The sequence below is a fragment of the Providencia sp. PROV208 genome (assembly GCF_028479465.1).
Taxonomy (GTDB): domain Bacteria; phylum Pseudomonadota; class Gammaproteobacteria; order Enterobacterales; family Enterobacteriaceae; genus Providencia; species Providencia alcalifaciens.
In genome coordinates this window covers 62,763-79,089 of sequence record NZ_JAMPNS010000019.1, presented here as the reverse complement: position 1 = coordinate 79,089, position 16,327 = coordinate 62,763, and the positions used below count along the sequence as shown (strand labels likewise).

Below are 16,327 nucleotides of genomic sequence, written 5' to 3'. Positions count from 1 at the left end.
TATGACGAAAATTTAGGCTGGGTTATCTATATCGATAAAAACTGCATCCATCCCATGCTGATCCACCAGCCACTTAGTCAACGCTTTAATCCCATAACGCTCTGTTGCGTGATGCCCTGCGCTGTAGAAATGAATACCCATTTCTCTTGCTATATGGATGGTTTGTTCTGAGACCTCCCCTGTCACAAAGGCATCAACACCAAATTCCGCGGCTTGCATGATGAAGCTTTGACCGCCACCTGTACACCATGCGATTTGGCGAATCTCGTCTTTGGCATTATCACCACAATGTAATACTTTGCGTCCTAAGCGAGTTTCTAAACGCTGAGTTAACTCTGCTGGCGAAATTGGTTGATCAAAGAAACCAAATGGCATTAGTGGCTCAATGTTGCCATTTACTTGCACGCCCATAATGTGCGCGAGTTGTGCATTGTTGCCTAGGTCTGGGTGAGCATCTAACGGAAGGTGGTAACCATAAAGGTTGATATCATTTGCCAGTAATGTTTTTAGGCGATTTCTTTTCATGCCTTTGATAATGGCAGGTTCGTTTTTCCAGAAATAACCATGATGTACAATCACTGCATCTGCATTTAATCTTACCGCTTCATCCAATAATGCTTGGCAAGCTGTCACACCTGTAACAATTTTTTTCACATGTGGACGACCTTCCACTTGTAATCCATTTGGTGCGAATTCTTGGATTTCACTGACTTTTAACTCATCGTTAATCAGCTCTTCTAACTTAAAATTATGCATAATCGTATCCTTTACCTACTGAATTCCTAACTTATTGGTATTTGATTAGCATAAACGTAAATCACATTTTTTTCTGCTGTATTTATTGGCAAACTCACACAAGCTAAGAATTAAGCTGAATTTGAAAAAGAAAGGGAATTAAACAAGAAGGCTCCCCACGGAGAGTCTTCTTGAGTTTACAGAATTACGGCTATTTTTAGTCTTTCTTCGATTTGTTCGCAAAGAAAATATCAGATTGAATATCTTCAGTTCGAATAGTGAAAAGTTGGTTAGTTAAATCTTCAGTTAACTTCTCGGCGCTTGCCATGACATCCAGATTAAACTTATTAAGCATTTTATTGGCAGCGGCTTTATCTGTTTTGGCCATTTTTAAGTAATTCACTTCCATAGCTTTTTGCTCTAACGCCGTTTTCGCTTCCCACTCTTGGTAGGCTTTTTTAACAATAGGCGCAAGTTTAGGGTAGTCAGTCATCACCAATGTTTGTAATTTACGGTATTTCCAATAAATAGAATCGCTATCCGCCTTGTCAGTTCCAACACCGTAATGTTTTGGATAAGCTTCTAGCCCACTATAGTAAGGAACAAATGCGGTCAAATCCGCCATCCCTAGACCAACATATGTCACTTCACCAATTTCTTGCGGTAACTCTGGACGTACTTGCATCACATGAGCTTCATAAGTTCTAAACACGCTAATTGGTCGCCATGGCTCTTTTCCGTTTAAGCCGTTGGTATACGGATCATGTTCCGTGCCTTCAAAGTGATTACGTAGCATAGCTTTCGCTTCTTCTACAGAGACTTTTTTCTCTGGTGTTAAGAATGGAGCAAAATTTCTACCATCTGCAATATCTTGTTTTAACGACGGATTAAACTGCTGCTGAATGATCCAAACTCGTGGATCGTTATAATCACGATCACGTTCATCATCACGCGTATAGGCTTTAGAAAAATTGAATGCGCCATCTTTTTCTGGGTTGTATAAACCTTTTTCTATTGCAAATTCAACGAGATTTTTAGAGCCAAGCATATCGGGATTATTCGCCTCAAACGCTTGTAAACGCCCCTGATTTCCCGTTGCAAAATATTTATCTTTTGCAATTTTTTGAGCCATCCATTGATGCCCCGTTCCAGTTTCTAAATACCACAGTTCATTTTTATCGACGACAGCAACACCAAAACCTTCACCAGCACCTTGGGTTTCAATAATATTACCTAAAAGCTCCACCGCTTCACGGGCTGTTTTTGCACGGGAAAGAAGTACATCTGGAATATCATCTTCTGTAATTCCAGTTTCTTCAACATAGGGATCAAACGCTAATGCTTTAGGAGAAGCAAATATAGATTCAGTACCACTGACTCCTACACCTAATTCATTAAATCCAGTTGCACCATGTAATTGTGTTTTCCAATTTGGCACAGTTGTATATCGTAATGAATTTTTTGGTAATGGGTAGGTGAAATTATTAGCACCATTACGTTCTTTTGTACTATATATTCCTGATTGATTTTTTTTGGCTGGATGTATTACAAAATGCTGAGCTTTTAATGCACTGCTATCAGCGCTTCTCGCGATAATTAACGAGCCATCATTCGTAGCTTCACTACCTGCAAGTAGTGTGGTACAAGCCAATCCAGATGATATTAATGCGATATTAATTGACAATGCGATAACACATTTTTTAAATAGAATCATGATATTCCTCATTGGCTATTTATAATTAAATATCTTTTGAATTTTAATAAAATATAATCTAATTTTATTGGGAATGAATATTAGCAATGAGATAAAGACAATTACCGTGATTCACTTCTCAGTGTCAAATAAGTTAATGAATTTAAATTTCAAATTAAATAACATGACTGTAATTTAAATAACATTGAAGTATAGGAATTAATTATTATGATTTTTATATAAAAAAATCCCCACAATTAAATTATTGCAGGGATATCTTTTTAGTGAATTGAATCACTGATTAACGATGGCTTTCCATCGTCACTTCTGAGCTAGCCAACCACACAGGTTTATCGCTCGTTTTCGCCCAGACTTTATGCAGGTAGCTATAAAATCGTGCTCTTTTTGGGTAAAAAACCATAACCGGAAACGCAATAATGCCAGCTGTTACAGCAGCAGTGCGGCGTAAAAGTACCTGATTACGGGAATATTCTTGATATGTGGACATCGATATCCTCCTTCAGTAGCCACTCAATTTTTGCCGATTCCAGTATTGCTCTTTACTCCCATCAACCTAAGTCACAAAAGAGGCACCAAAATCGAACACCAACGTTAATCTTCATTAACTGAACCTATAATAACGTAATTTGTGTAATTAAACTACTCATCTGACCACTTTAGATTAAAATAAATTCATTTTTTTTATCTAATTCTGTTGTTTTATTACGAAATGTAGCAAAAGGCAGTAATAAACCAACAAACAAATCACATTTCATTAACAGACTATACTTTGGTTAGTGCTTTCATCATGAATAATGAATGAGCAAATTTAATTGGGCATTTTTATACTATTTTTACACCCTACCTTCTTTTTTTATCAGCTTATTTACAAGTAAATGCCTAACCTAACGCAATGGAAATAATAAGGAGATAACAATGTCACTACTTTCCATTTCTGGGGCAGTTCTTGTTGTTGTACTGCTGGTTTATCTGATTTATGCCCTGCTCAACGCGGAGAATTTCTGATATGGCCACCAATGCGTTTTTACTCATTGCCAGTTTTTTACTGGTATTAATGCTGCTAGCCAAACCACTTGGTCACTTTATTGCCTATCTTATCGATGGTGATATGCCTCGTGCTATTTCAAAGAGTGAATCGGTATTCTGGCGGTTAAGCGGAATCAAACAAATAGGGCGAGATCTCCCTGAGATGAATTATAGGCAATATGCCATCGCCATCTTCATGTTTAATTTGCTGGGGTTTGGATTACTGTTTGTTATTTTGCTGTGCCAAGGCTCGTTACCTTTAAACCCACAACACTACCCAGGCATGAGCTGGGACTTAGCGTTTAATACTGCCATTAGCTTTGTGGCAAATACCAACTGGCAATCTTATAGCGGAGAAAACACCTTAAGCTATTTGAGCCAGATGGTCGGGTTAACGGTGCAAAATTTCCTCTCGGCTGCAACAGGGATAGCCGTTGTGTTTGCACTGATCCGTGCATTCTCACGACACGGCAGCAAAACCATTGGTAATGCTTGGGTCGATTTAGCACGTATCACGCTATATCTCCTTTTACCATTATCCATTGTGTTGGCTTTATTCTTTGTTAGCCAAGGGGTTATTCAGAATTTCTCCCCTTATATTCTAAGTAGTAACCTTGATAGCAGCTCACAATTATTGCCGATGGGACCCGTTGCTTCGCAAGAAGCCATTAAGTTGTTAGGAACCAATGGAGGGGGATTTTTTGGGGCTAACTCATCACACCCATTCGAAAACCCTACAGCCTTAAGCAATTTTGTCCAAATGTTGGCTATCTTCTTAATTCCAACTGCACTCTGCTTTGCTTTTGGTCGTACCGTCAGTGATAGCAAACAAGGTCATGCTCTGCTATGGGCAATGGCGATTATTTTTGTGATCGCCGCAGCAGTCGTGATCCACGAAGAATACGTTGGCAACCCGTTTTTAGGGGAATTGCATGCAACAAGCACCGCTAATCTTGAAGGAAAAGAAAATCGCTTCGGTACATTAGGCTCTGCCTTGTATGCCGTCGTGACTACCGCAGCATCTTGTGGTGCAGTGAACTCAATGCATGATTCCTACACGGCATTAGGCGGCATGGTGCCTATGTGGCTAATGCAAATCGGAGAAGTTGTCTTTGGCGGCGTGGGATCAGGTCTCTACGGTATGCTGTTATTTGTTTTACTCGCAGTTTTCTTAGCTGGGTTGATGATTGGGCGCACACCTGAATACCTTGGTAAAAAAATTGAAGTGCGTGAAATGAAAATGGTGGCATTGGCAATTTTAGTCACGCCAACCTTAGTACTACTCGGCACAACAATTTCACTCATGACTGAAGCGGGACGTGCTGGCATTCTTAACCCAGGCGCACATGGATTCAGTGAAGTGCTATACGCTTTCTCATCCGCAGCCAACAACAACGGCAGTGCATTTGCAGGATTAAGCTCGAATACGCCGTATTATAATGTGATGCTGGCGTTAGCCATGTTCTTTGGTCGTTTTGGTGTCATTTTCCCAGTATTAGCCATCGCGGGTTCTATGGCAGTGAAAAAACCTCAAGCGGCAAGCCTTGCTGCATTACCAACACACGGTCCGCTGTTTATCGGTTTATTAATCATGACAGTTCTTCTCATTGGTGCGCTGACCTTTGTACCTGCCCTTGCGTTAGGTCCGATCGCAGAACATCTGCAAATTTGGTTAGCGGCATAATGAGGGTGAAAAAATGAAAAATCAAAAAACACAATTATTTGATAGCAAACTGGTTCGCCAATCAACCCTTGATGCCATTAAAAAACTGACACCACAAGCACAATGGCGTAACCCAGTGATGTTTGTTGTCTACATCGGCAGCATCATGACGACATTATTATGGATAGCGATGATCGCTGGCTATAGCGAAGGCAACGCTTGGTTTAGTGGCATGGTGACATTATGGTTATGGTTTACCGTACTGTTTGCTAACTTTGCAGAAGCGTTAGCGGAAGGACGCAGTAAAGCCCAAGCACAAAGCTTAAAAGGGGTCAAACAACAAAGTCGTGCGACCAAACTGGCAACAGCCGCTCTCGATGCACCGCAAGAAATGGTCAGTTCAGACCAGCTACGCAAAGGTGATATCGTGCTGATCCGAGCTGGGGAAACTATCCCTTGTGATGGTGAAGTGATTGAAGGCGGTGCATCGGTAGATGAAAGTGCTATTACAGGGGAATCAGCACCCGTCATCCGCGAATCCGGTGGTGACTTCTCATCGGTCACAGGGGGAACTCGAGTCCTTTCCGACTGGCTGATCGTCGAATGTACGGTTAACCCGGGCGAAACCTTCTTAGACCGTATGATATCGATGGTGGAAGGCGCACAGCGCCGTAAAACGCCAAATGAAATCGCCTTAACTATTTTGTTAACCGCGCTAACAATTATCTTTGTGTTAGTCTGCGCAACCTTATACCCATTCACCCTGTTTGCCACTGAGTATGCAGGTGCAGGTGGTGCAGTTTCGATTATTGTTTTAATTGCCCTTCTGATCTGTTTGATTCCAACCACGATTGGTGGATTGCTTTCGTCCATCGGTGTTGCTGGTATGAGTCGTATGCTAGGCGCAAATGTGATTGCCACCAGCGGGCGTGCTGTTGAAGCCGCTGGGGATGTGGACGTACTGTTGTTGGATAAAACGGGCACCATCACCCTCGGTAATCGTCAAGCCTCTGACTTTTTACCGCTAAGCGGTGTCACAGAGCAGCAATTAGCCGATGCGGCTCAGCTCTCTTCACTCGCGGATGAAACCCCAGAAGGACGCAGTATTGTGGTGCTCGCAAAACAGAAATTCAATTTACGCGAACGTGATATCCACGCAATGAATGCGACTTTTGTTCCCTTCTCCGCGATGACAAGAATGAGCGGTGTTAACGTGGGTGAGCGCATGATCCGTAAAGGTTCTGCGGATGCTATCCGTCGCTATGTAGAAGCCAATCATGGAAAATTCCCTGTTGAAGCAGACAAGCTTGTCGAACAAGTTGCCCATGCAGGGGGAACACCATTAGTCGTTGTTGATAGCCAAACCGTTCTCGGCGTCGTTGCACTCAAAGACATCGTGAAAGGTGGGATGAAAGAGCGTTTTGCACAAATGCGCGCCATGGGGATCAAAACCGTTATGATTACGGGGGATAACCACCTGACGGCGGCGGCAATCGCTGCGGAAGCAGGCGTGGATGATTTCTTAGCGGAAGCCACTCCAGAAGCAAAACTCGCCTTAATACGCCAGTACCAATCCGAAGGTCGACTCGTTGCGATGACGGGGGACGGGACTAACGATGCCCCTGCACTGGCACAAGCTGACGTTGCTGTCGCGATGAACTCAGGTACTCAAGCCGCTAAAGAAGCGGGGAACATGGTGGATTTGGATTCGAACCCAACCAAGTTAATTGAAGTCGTTCATATTGGTAAACAAATGCTGATGACCCGAGGTTCATTAACCACATTCAGTATTGCCAACGATATCGCCAAATACTTCGCGATTATTCCGGCATGCTTTGCCGTCACATGGCCACAGCTCAATGCATTAAATATTATGCACTTACATTCACCGGCATCGGCGTTGCTGTCCGCGGTTATTTTTAATGCCCTGATTATTGTGTTCTTAATTCCACTGGCATTAAAAGGGGTAAATTATCGCCCAATGAGCTCTCAGTCACTTTTACAACGCAATTTAAGCTTGTACGGTTTAGGCGGATTGATTGTCCCATTCGTGGGGATCAAGCTTATCGATATGTTCATCAGCTTATTTGGTATTTAAGGAGCCTATTATGAACATGTTTCGTTCTTCATTTATGATCTTAGTTTTACTGACATTGGTCACGGGGATTGCTTACCCGCTACTCGTCACAGGGATCGCCAATGTAATTTTTCCAGCTCAATCGATGGGCTCGCTGATCCTGCAAGATAATCGCGTTATTGGTTCATCATTAATTGGGCAGTCTTACCAAAATGACCATTATTTCTACGGTCGCCCCTCAGTGACGGCAGATGTACCGTATAATGCACTGGCATCTGGTGGTAGCAATTTAGCGATCAGCAATCCTTTGTTAACAAAAGAATTAACTGAGCGCGCTGTGGCATTGAAACAGCATGAACCTGATGGCGGAGACTCTCTACCCGTGGATTTACTCACCGCATCATCAAGTGGGTTAGATCCACATATTTCAGTAGCTGCCGCCTTATATCAAGCGCCACGGATTGCCAAAAACAGACAGTTATCGATAGACACAGTAAAATCGATTATCGCTGATAACACTCAATCTCCGCTGTTTAGATTCTTAGGGGAGCCAGTTGTCAACGTGCTAGAATTGAACCTTGCCCTTGATGCCTATCAGCGGGAAGCTAACAGTCAAAATCACTGAGGTCAGTTATGAATAATCAGGAGCCTATCCGCCCAAACCCAGATGATCTGTTGGTCAAGGCAAATGAAACTGGACGCGGCAAACTTAAGATTTTCTTCGGTGCTTGTGCGGGTGTTGGGAAAACTTATGCCATGTTGCAAGAAGCGCAACGCCTTCGAGCACAAGGGTTAGATGTGCTGATTGGCGTGGTCGAAACTCATGAACGAGAAGAAACCGCCGCACTGCTGGATGGGCTCCCGCAACTACCTCCGTTAAAAATCAGCCATCGAGGGCGTCGCCTGCACGCCTTCGATATTGATGCAGCATTAGCAAGGCATCCTGCCATTATCTTGATGGATGAACTTGCCTTCAGTAATCCAAATGGCAGCCGTCATCCTAAACGCTGGCAAGATGTCGAAGAACTGCTGGATGCGGGGATCGATGTTCTTACGACAGTGAATGTGCAACATATTGAAAGTTTGAATGACATCGTGGGAAGCATCACGGGCATTCGCGTACGAGAAACCGTTCCCGACCATATTTTTGATGCCGCCAATGAAGTGGTATTAGTTGATTTGCCGCCAGATGACCTTCGCCAGCGCCTAAAAGAAGGCAAAGTGTATATACCGGGGCAAGCAGAACGCGCTATCGAGCATTTTTTCCGTAAAGGTAATCTCATTGCCTTACGTGAATTGGCGTTACGACGCACAGCCGACCGTGTTGATGATCAAATGCGAGAGTTTCGCGATGGCAAAGGAGAGGCCCCCGTTTGGCATACTCGGGATGGGTTATTGTTATGCATTGGGCATAATACTGGCAATGAAAAACTGGTACGCGCAGCAGCCCGACTCGCCGCTAAATTTGGCAGTGTTTGGCATGCGGTATATGTCGAAACCCCCACATTGCACCAACTTCCTGAAAATCAGCGCCGCGCTATTTTAAAAGCACTTCGGCTCGCACAAGACTTGGGTGCCGAAACCGCCACACTGTCTGATCCCAACGAGGAAAAAGCGATTTTACGTTACGCTCGTGAACATAACCTGGGTAAGATTTTAATTGGCCGGCGTGATAAACATCGCAAATGGTATAAATTAAAATTACACCAAGGCTTTGCCGATAGACTGGGTAAGCTAGGTCCTGATTTAGACTTAATCATCGTTGCTCTCGAAGAAAAAAGTGATTGGGATAAAGAGCCGGAAAGAAAGCCATTCACCGAAAAATGGCGTTCAGACATGAATGGTTATTTAATGGCGATAGCCATGTGTGCTGCCATCACTTTATTCTCACGTACATTTTTACTGGCACTGGACAAAGCTAACCTCGTGACACTCTATTTGCTTGGGGTGGTGTTAGTCGCGCTATTTTATGGTCGGCGCCCTTCCGTCTTTGCCGCGTTAATCAACGTAGTCAGCTTTGACCTATTCTTTGTGCAACCTCACTTTTCATTAGCCATTATGGATATGCAGTATTTAGTGACTTTTACTGTGATGCTAATTGTGGGGGTTGTCGTCGGGAACCTCACCGCTGGCATGCGCTATCAAGCGCGCATTGCTCGCTACCGTGAGCAACGTACACGCCATTTATATGAAATGACTAAAGAGCTGGGGCAAGCACTTAGCACTGAAGATATCGGAAAAACAGGCTATCATTTTTTGAATAATGCTTTCCAAGCAAAAACCTGTTTACTTCTGCCTGATGAGAATAACCAACTCACACCATTACAGTGTGAAGGTTATAGTCAATTACAGATAGACAAAGCCATTGCTAAATGGAGCTTTGATAAGCGCCAACCGGCTGGCGCAGGAACCGATACGCTGCCCAGCGTGCCATACCAATTACAACCTATCACGACCGCCGATGAAACCCTTGCTGTGCTCGCCATTGAGCCGCGTAATATTCGCCAATTATTGATCCCTGAGCAGCAACGTATGCTGCAAACCTTTACAGGGCTCATCGCGAGTAGCCTGTCACGCTTACAACTCACCAAACAGGCAGAAACAGCTAAATTGGATGTTGAACGGGAGCAATTACGAAATTCACTGCTGGCTGCCCTATCCCATGATCTCAAAACACCACTGACGGTCTTATTTGGGCAGAGTGAAATTTTAATGTTAGAGCTATCTGCGGAAAACTCCCCTCTCACGGAGCAAGTTAACCAGATGCGCCAGCAAGTTTTGAGCACATCACGACTGGTCAATAATTTACTGGATATGGCTCGCTTACAATCAGGTGGGATCCACCCAAATCTAGAGTGGGAATCTCTGCAAGAAATTACCAGTAGCGCAGTTAGGATCTTAGATTACACTTTAAATAGTCATCCTCTTGATATTGATATTCCAGCAGATTTACTATTGTATTGCGACGGAAACTTGATTGAACGCGTGTTAATTAACTTACTCGAAAATGCCATCAAATATAGCGATAATGACACCCCTATCGGCATTCGAGCCTCGATTGAGGCACAACAGGTCCATATTGAAATCTGGGATGCCAGTAATGCTATCCCTGACGGGCAAGAAAAAACCATTTTCGATAAATTTTCTCGCGCACAAAAAGAGTCAGCAATTCCAGGCGTTGGCTTAGGTTTAGCTATCTGTCGTGCTATTATCCATCTCCATGACGGTGAAATTTGGGCACAAAACAATGATAAAGGTGGCGCCAGCTTCCATTTTGTTTTGCCATTAAAGCCGTTACCCGAGATTGAAAACGAAAGCGAAAACGAAATTTAGGAGCATCTAGCGTACTGTGAGTTCCCATCAAATCCTGATCATTGAAGATGAAAAAGAGATCCGCCGCTTTGTTCGATTAGCGCTGGAGGGTGAAGGCTGGAAAATTTTTGAAGCCGAAAATTACCAACGAGGACTCATTGAAGCGGGAACTCGTCAGCCCGATTTGGTGATTTTGGATCTTGGATTACCGGATGGCGATGGATTAGATTTGATCCGTGATTTGCGCCAATGGAGCAGTATCCCGCTGATTGTGCTTTCCGCTCGAGAAGAAGAATCACAAAAAGTCGCCGCCCTGGATGCCGGTGCCGATGATTATCTCACAAAACCTTTTGGTATTAGCGAGTTGCTCGCCCGTGTTCGTGTAGCCTTACGACGTTTTGGTAAAGCAGGACAAGAAAGCCCTACGTTTCAATTTGGCGATGTCACCGTGGATTTTATCAACCGTATCGTGACTAAAGGTAGCGAAGAGCTACACCTAACCCCCATTGAGTTTCGGTTACTGAGCGAACTTGTCGCCAATAGTGGAAAAGTACTCACTCAGCGCCATTTGTTGCTGCAAGTTTGGGGACCGAGTTACGTCGAACATAATCACTATCTACGTATTTATATGGGCCATTTACGCCAGAAGTTGGAAAATGACCCTGCTCGCCCCGAACATCTTTTAACTGAAACCGGTATTGGCTACCGTTTTATGCCTTAATTTATGCCTTAAAACCTAAGTTTGTCTTAACGCATGATTCTCAGACTATTACTGATAGTTTATTCATCGCGGCTGCCTATAATCTCTCCAATCTTAATTTATCGGAGCGTTTCCTGTGCAATCGTTACTGACTCAAGCTTCTCGCCGTTTTGCTTCAATCTTAGTGATTTTTTTAACTATTTTCGTCACCACCAAAGCCCTTGCGCTAAGCCCAGAAGAGAAAACGCGGACTGAAGCGTTGTTAACGGAATTGGGCAAACAGCAGAATTTAACGTTCACGCGTAATGGTTCCGGTCATTCCGCACCAGAAGCTGAATCCCATTTGCGTTTAAAGCTGGGTAAAACCGAAAAGCGCTTACAGACAACAGAGCAGTTTATTGACAATGTGGCATCCAAATCCTCTATCACCGGAGAAGAGTATCAAGTCACCGATGCCCAAGTTAAAGTCACCAGCGCCAATCAATATCTGCATGATTTATTGAAAAATAACGTTGATAAACAAACCAAATAACCCGTTTTATCCCCTCCCGATTAATGAAGCGCCCCAATAGCTTGTGGGCACTTCATTATGTCGCTGTCTTTCGTGAACCGCCTTACTCCTCGCATAATGAAAAGACCTTTTTCATGATCGAGAAGCCCCATTTCCCTGACCCTATATATCCGCCAATCAGAATCACAATCCGAATATTATAACCCTATACAGACCGAAGCATTAGATGCGCTGATGAAATGCGTTGATAGTTGCCTTATTGTTCAAAAAGCAATTTGATTGAAATGCTGACTTTCTAAAACATAAAAAACTGATTAATTATCATAAGTTATTCTTAATGATTATTATTATCATGTAATATTTAAATGATTATTATTATCATATAGAATACTAAGTTAAAGTTTGAAAACAATAGAACGCTAATGTATTAGCTTGCACATCTATATGTTTTTCATCTAAAAACTTTACATTTTCACATTGAGAGCACATTGATTTAATTCAGATATATTTACGCCAGAGATGTCAAAGAATACATCGGTGTAAGTATGAACGGTAAAAGAAAAACTCACTTTTATCCCCTCCTGACCAAATCAAAAAATATCCATCGTGTGAAAACTTGCACTACTAGGTTTCCATACCGTCTTAAATTTCACGTTGAAAATAGGGATGAACAGGTATTGCTATGTTAAATAAAAATAAGCTATCAGTGCTATCACTGTTAGTAGTTTCTCCATTCGCTTCAGCAACTGATGTTTTGGTTGTGACTACACCAAGCTCAAATGATTCATATACCGCAACAACGACTTCTTCTGCAACGAAGAATGAGACTGAGATAATGAAAATACCACAGACGGTAAATGTGGTGACCAAAACCCAAATAGAAAACAGAGCAGCAGAAACTGTTGTGGATGCATTGAGATATACACCAGGTGTGGTTACAGAATACCGTGGTGATTCAAATCGCAATGATGAAGTATTCAGTCGCGGTTTTGATTATGCGAACAAAATTCTAGATGGCATTCCTTTTGGCGGAAATGCGTCCTCGTCAATGGGCACAACCGAACCTTGGTTTCTGGACAGAGTTGAGATGATTAAAGGACCGGCATCTGTGCAGTATGGGCAAATAAGTCCTGGTGGGGTTATTGCCATGACAAGCAAAAAACCAACCGCGCAGAGCATCAATAAAATTCAGTTACGACTAGGTAATCGAAATAAAACAGAAGGATTTTTTGACCTGGGTGGCAAGCTAACGGATGATGGAAATATCCTCTACCGTTTAAATGGCTTGGCAAAAAAGAAAGACACTCAGGTTCGAGACTATGAAGAAGAAAAATATGCCATCGCTCCCGCAATATCATTCCTAAATGAAGACACAACGTTCACTCTTTTGGCTTATCTACAGAACTCACCGAAAAATGGTTATCGAAATTTTCTTCCTAAAGTTGGCACCCTTGAATCAACCCCTGAAGGAAAAATTCCACAAGATTTCAACATAAGCAATCCTGACTATAATATTTCCAAACAAAAACAACATAGTATTGGATATGAATTTGAACATAATTTTAGTGATCAAATTTCATTGGTACAAAAGGCACGCTACGCAGAAATTGATGAAAAATATAATTATTTAGTATTTAACACCTTAGCAAGTGAAGCTAAAAACTATCCTTATGTACTCAAACGAATGGCTCAGCACGAAAAAACGAAACTCAATACATTTGGTGTTGATACCCATTTAAATTTCGACATTGATAATGGGGGGCTTTATCAAACACTATTAGTCGGCGTCGATTACAAATGGACTAAAGAGGATAAACAGTTTTGGCGTGACAGAAGCGGTAACTATGATATTGATTGGCGTAACCCCCAATACCAGAAAATTGATGAATCCAAGCAGACGCTACTCACCGACCAGTTACAAAAAAGCGATCAAATCGGTATTTATATTCAAGACCAAATTGAATGGAATAGCTGGAACTTATTAGCTAGCACCCGATATGACTGGATTGAAGTAAAAACGCTAGACAGAACGAACAGTGACAAATCACAACAAAATGATGGCAAACTAACCGGCTTAGTTGGGGTGTTATACTCATTTGATAATGGTATTTCTCCTTATATTAGCTACAGCACCTCTTTTGAGCCGAATCTTGCTACCAACAGAAAGCCAGAAAGTCAGCCGTTTGATCCTAAAACAGCAAAACAAACAGAAGTCGGTATTAAGTATCTCACCCCTGACCAAAAAACGCTGGCGACCTTATCTCTCTATCATATCGAGCAAAAAAACATTCCTAAATACGACTCTGAATTAGGTTATATGACGCTAATCGGCAAAGGTGAAAGCAAAGGTGTGGAAGCCCAGATAAACAGTAAGCTTACCGACAAATTTGCTGTTACAGGGGCATATTCATATACCAAAACCAAAGTGCTTGAAACGTCAAACAGTGCTGAAAAAGGAAAAGAATTTCCTCGAATCCCTAAAAATATGGCCTCCGTATGGGGACAATATGAAGAAAACTCAGGGATGCTAAATGGACTGAAAGCAGGAGCAGGAGTGCGCTATATCGGTTCCAGTCAGGCAGGGGCAGATAATAGCTTTTCTGTGCCTGGGGTAACACTTTACGATGCTATGGTTGGCTATGAACTTGCCAATATTTCGCCATCTTTGAAAGGCGCAACGATACAGTTAAACGTTAATAACTTAATGGATAAACATTATGTTTCATCCTGTGGCATGAGTGATGCCTGCTTTTATGGCATCGGTCGTACTGGTACTGTCACGTTTGATTACGCCTGGTAAAACAAAGAGTAAGAACAAAGGCTACGACAAATTAAGATGTAGCCTTTGTTATCTCATTAATAATAACGATTAATTTGAAAGTGAGGGCTCATGAAGTCTGTTTTGCTTTACGTAATGGTTGCTTTTAGTGCAGTACCCGCAATAGCCGCTCCTTGCAACGAACTGCCTCTCCAAGGGGTTCAGGAAGGTGTATTCGATACCGAGGGCAAGGTTTGCTTTAGGCTTCCAGCGCTTAATGAAAACTATGTTGTTGCCACACTAAAAGGGGCTACAGGGGCACAATTACTCGACCAGCAAAACCATCATTTACGCACGTTATTGGAAGCAGGACCTGCTGATGGAGAAAAATCGCTACTTTTTTCATCCCCGATAGGGCAAGTTTCATCATTAATGTTATATGGAAATAGCGGTAGTGAATGGAAATTTAACTGGCAAATGACAGAAACTCAGCCACTCAATCGCGTGCGAAAACTTGACCCGGTCAGTCCTACTTTACAGCAACTCGCAAAGGAGCTGGCAGCAGGAGGAACGACAGATACATTTTGGGAAAAGCAACAGCTCATCGGTACGCCTTTAGTTGAACCCGTAGATACATCCCATAAACGAGTCACTTTTTTGTGGCGCGCAGCGCGCGGTAACGTGTTTATTTTAGGGTCTCCGGCAGGCGATCATGATCCCATGTTTAAACTTGGTGACTCCGATGTTTGGTTTCGCAGCTACGTGGTCCCTGCAGATACGCGTATGCAATATCAATTGGCACCTGACGTTCCTATAGTAGATGGCAGTGCGCGTGAACAACGCCGTGCAATTTTAGTCACTGCACAAGCAGACCCTTTAAATCGCGCGACTATGAGTATAGAAAATGATGATAAGTGGAACACCTCATCTTTACTTGATTTAAAACCCTCACGGTATTTTACCCGCGATGCAATGAAACAGCCTATACGTTATGGCTCTTTGACTCGACATACATTAAAAAGTAATTTCCTTAGAAATAGTCGAGAAATCATTCTTTATCGTCCAAAAGCAACGACCCCCGTTAGTTGGACATTATTTTTGTTTGATGGCCAAATTTGGCAGGATAAATATCACACCGCCAATGTAATTGATGGTTTGATTGCTAATCATCAATTACCCCCAATTAATATTGCCTTTATAGATAGTCTGGATAGTAAACGTCGCTCCAAGGAACTCCCCCCAAACCAAGCCTTTGCTGACTTTATGGCGCTGGAACTGCTACCTTGGGTGAGCAAAAATGGTATTGAAATAAATAATGAAAAGACGATTGTGGCTGGTGCAAGTTATGGAGGATTGGCATCATCCTGGGTCGCATTGCGATATCCAAACCAATTTAGTCATGTGCTGAGCCTATCTGGCTCGTACTGGTGGGCACCTGAAGGTGAAAAGCCAGGATGGTTAACTCGTCAATATCAGCAATCACCGCATTATCCGATCAGTTTCTGGATACAAGCAGGGTTATTTGAAAACCAAGGTGCTGATGGCGGCATTTGGCTTAATAGCCAAGAACTTGAACATGTTTTGCGAGATAAAAACTACAAAACCAGCTTCCATTCATGGTCAAGTGGTCATGATTATGCTGCTTGGATAGAAGCATTGGTTTATGGGTTGAAAGACTTCACGAGCCAACGCTGAATCTTCTGTGGGTGACCAGCTGCGCCCACAACGGTATGTTGATATAAAAAGACCCCCAACTATTGGGGGTCTTTTTTTAGACCGTTCTCAACAATCCTCTAAATAATTCGTATTGTAGCAAGGCGGCAAGTGAGCC

At 42.7% G+C, this 16,327-nt stretch carries 12 protein-coding genes; 9 read left to right on the top strand and 3 right to left on the bottom strand.

Annotated elements, in window-relative coordinates:
• Nucleotides 1–12 precede the first annotated feature (12 nt).
• From PR766_RS15410 to PR766_RS15400, 3 genes are all read right to left on the bottom strand, one after another.
• Nucleotides 13–756: a type 2 GTP cyclohydrolase I gene (locus PR766_RS15410; protein ID WP_154635949.1), complete on the bottom strand. Its 744-nt coding sequence runs from the start codon at nucleotides 754–756 to the stop codon at nucleotides 13–15.
• A gap of 196 nt (nucleotides 757–952) precedes the next feature.
• The gene (locus PR766_RS15405; protein WP_154635948.1) at nucleotides 953–2,449 is read right to left on the bottom strand and encodes a C69 family dipeptidase; all 1,497 of its coding nucleotides are present in this window, start codon (nucleotides 2,447–2,449) and stop codon (nucleotides 953–955) included.
• A 280-nt stretch (nucleotides 2,450–2,729) separates the two neighbouring features.
• Nucleotides 2,730–2,936 carry a YbfA family protein gene (locus PR766_RS15400; protein ID WP_006660462.1) on the bottom strand — a complete coding sequence of 69 codons (207 nt, stop codon included), beginning with the start codon at nucleotides 2,934–2,936 and terminating at the stop codon, nucleotides 2,730–2,732.
• A gap of 428 nt (nucleotides 2,937–3,364) precedes the next feature.
• Between PR766_RS15400 and kdpF the strand changes: the two genes are divergently transcribed.
• The 9 genes from kdpF (at nucleotide 3,365) to PR766_RS15355 (ending at nucleotide 16,191) form a co-directional block, all read left to right on the top strand.
• Nucleotides 3,365–3,454, top strand: coding sequence for a K(+)-transporting ATPase subunit F (gene kdpF, locus PR766_RS15395; protein ID WP_071524944.1), 90 nt, complete (start codon nucleotides 3,365–3,367; stop codon nucleotides 3,452–3,454).
• A 1-nt stretch (nucleotide 3,455) separates the two neighbouring features.
• Complete coding sequence (gene kdpA / locus PR766_RS15390) at nucleotides 3,456–5,159, top strand: potassium-transporting ATPase subunit KdpA (RefSeq protein ID WP_006660463.1); 1,704 nt, start codon at nucleotides 3,456–3,458, stop codon at nucleotides 5,157–5,159.
• A gap of 13 nt (nucleotides 5,160–5,172) precedes the next feature.
• Nucleotides 5,173–7,236 carry a potassium-transporting ATPase subunit KdpB gene (gene kdpB, locus PR766_RS15385; RefSeq protein ID WP_006660464.1) on the top strand — a complete coding sequence of 688 codons (2,064 nt, stop codon included), beginning with the start codon at nucleotides 5,173–5,175 and terminating at the stop codon, nucleotides 7,234–7,236.
• Between the two features lie 10 nt (nucleotides 7,237–7,246).
• Nucleotides 7,247–7,840 (top strand): potassium-transporting ATPase subunit KdpC, encoded by a 594-nt coding sequence (kdpC, locus tag PR766_RS15380; protein ID WP_006662310.1) that lies wholly within the window; start codon nucleotides 7,247–7,249, stop codon nucleotides 7,838–7,840.
• Between the two features lie 8 nt (nucleotides 7,841–7,848).
• A complete protein-coding gene (gene kdpD, locus PR766_RS15375; protein WP_154635947.1) occupies nucleotides 7,849–10,548 on the top strand; it encodes a two-component system sensor histidine kinase KdpD in 2,700 nt (899 codons plus the stop codon).
• 16 nt (nucleotides 10,549–10,564) lie between these two features.
• The gene (gene kdpE / locus PR766_RS15370) at nucleotides 10,565–11,248 is read left to right on the top strand and encodes a two-component system response regulator KdpE (RefSeq protein WP_006660467.1); all 684 of its coding nucleotides are present in this window, start codon (nucleotides 10,565–10,567) and stop codon (nucleotides 11,246–11,248) included.
• A 115-nt stretch (nucleotides 11,249–11,363) separates the two neighbouring features.
• Nucleotides 11,364–11,759, top strand: a complete 396-nt coding sequence (locus PR766_RS15365; protein ID WP_230086750.1) for a DUF5329 family protein — start codon at nucleotides 11,364–11,366, stop codon at nucleotides 11,757–11,759.
• Between the two features lie 661 nt (nucleotides 11,760–12,420).
• Nucleotides 12,421–14,538 (top strand): TonB-dependent siderophore receptor, encoded by a 2,118-nt coding sequence (locus PR766_RS15360; protein WP_154635946.1) that lies wholly within the window; start codon nucleotides 12,421–12,423, stop codon nucleotides 14,536–14,538.
• Nucleotides 14,539–14,628: 90 nt separating this feature from the next.
• Nucleotides 14,629–16,191, top strand: coding sequence for an esterase family protein (locus PR766_RS15355; protein ID WP_154635945.1), 1,563 nt, complete (start codon nucleotides 14,629–14,631; stop codon nucleotides 16,189–16,191).
• The last annotated feature ends 136 nt before the right edge of the window (nucleotides 16,192–16,327 follow it).